The sequence below is a fragment of the Methylobacterium sp. WL120 genome (genome assembly GCF_008039465.1).
Lineage (GTDB): Bacteria > Pseudomonadota > Alphaproteobacteria > Rhizobiales > Beijerinckiaceae > Methylobacterium > Methylobacterium cerastii.
Map to the genome: position 1 here is coordinate 1 of NZ_VRUT01000324.1, position 1,578 is coordinate 1,578.

Annotated in this window: 1 protein-coding gene and 1 pseudogene; both read right to left on the bottom strand. The window is 73.5% G+C overall.

Annotated features, from left to right (window positions below; genetic code table 11):
* Positions 1 to 305, bottom strand: a pseudogene (locus FV229_RS28350) (DNA mismatch repair protein MutS); the annotation flags it as partial.
* Positions 306 to 642: 337 nt separating this feature from the next.
* Positions 643 to 1,578: murein transglycosylase A (locus tag FV229_RS26755; RefSeq protein WP_147754803.1), on the bottom strand; the 936-nt coding region annotated here is incomplete at its 5' end.

Sequence of the window (1,578 nt, forward strand, 5' to 3'; positions counted from 1 at the left end):
GCCGTGGTCGCGCCGAGCCGGACCACGCGCTTCACCGGCTTCGCCGGCGCGACCACGGCGACCGGGCCGGGGATGGCAACCGGCATCGCCGGCACGGGCTTCGGTGCAGGCGCCAGCTTCCTGGCGATGCCCTTAGCCGGCGAATTCTTCGCCGTGGCCTTCGCGGCGGGCGTGGCGTCCACGGCGGCTAGCTTGGGCTTGCGCAGCGTCACGCGGGCACGCAGCGGGGTGATCAGCTTGGCGATCTCCCCCCACAGATGCGCATCCTCGCGGGACAGCGCCCGCGGCCGGCGCGGCGGTTTCATGCCGGAACTCTGCGAAGGAGTCGGGACATGCAGCCGCCGAGGAGCCTGCGCGATCCTGTCTCGCGAGGTCCCGTCGTCCAGGTCACCGTGATCGGAGCCGAAGGGGTCGATCCTGATCCAACCCCCTCGCCGTCATCCCGGGGCTGCGCAGCAGAGCCCGGGATCCAGAGCCGCCGACGTGCCAGGCTGGACAACGACCTGGGGTTCTGGATTCCGGGCTCGCCTTCGGCGCCCCGGAATGACGGGGAGGGGCCGAAAACCGGATTTGCGCGGTCGGTCAGCGGGAGCGGGCCGAGGCGCGCATCGCTGGGTGCCTGCGAACCATCGATAAGCCTTCTCATGGCGCGGCCGGCTTCGGCAGCAGCACGACGAAGCCAGGCTTGGTGTGGAGGTCGCCTGCCGCGACGCCGGCGGCCGCGCCGGTGCCGACGTAGAGGTCGCCGCGGGCCGGGCCGAGGATGGCCGAGCCGGTGTCGGCCGCGATCACGAGGTGCCCGCTGCCTGGCTGTCCCGGCAGCTTGCCGTCCAGCCAGAACGGCAGCCCGTAGCGCCACAGGCCGCTGTCGACCGCCATGCTGCGGCCGGGGCTCAAGGGTGCGCCGGCCGCACCCGGCGGGCCCAGGGCCTCGTCGACGACGGGCTCGATGCGGAAGAAGATGTAGGAGGCGTTCATCCGCATCAGGCGGCGGGCGTGGTCCGGGTGCGCGCGCAGCCACGCGGTCCAGCGGGCGAGGCTGAGGTCGTTCAGCGCCAGGTGCCCCTCCCCCACCAGCAGCTTGCCGATGGAGGTGTAGGGCCGGCCGTTCTTGCCGTCGTAGAGCACGCGGATCGCCGAGCCGTCGGGCAGGCGGACGCGGCCCGAACCCTGCACCTGCAGCACGAACAGGTCGACGGCGTCGCGCAGCCACAGCAGCGGATGGGTGCGGGCGGCGATCGCCCCATCCTCGATCGCGGCGCGGTCGGGATAGGGCTCGAACCCGGCCTCTCCCTGCCGCCCGGCGCGAAGAGTCGGATCGAGGCCGGGACGGGTCTCGCCGGGGCCGAGGGTCACGAGGTCGTCGGGACGGGCGAGCACGGCGGCCGTGTAGCCGGGGCCGGGGGTCAGCGATCCGTCGAGCTGCGGCTCGAAGTAGCCGGTGAGGAACCCGGCCCTGCGCTCGGGCTCGGTGCCGTCTGCCGGGCGCACGACCCGGTAGGCGGAGAACCGCTCGCGGAAGAAGCCCTTCGCCTGATCCGGTGCGAGGGCGGCGGCGGCCGTGCAGGCGGCGGCGAG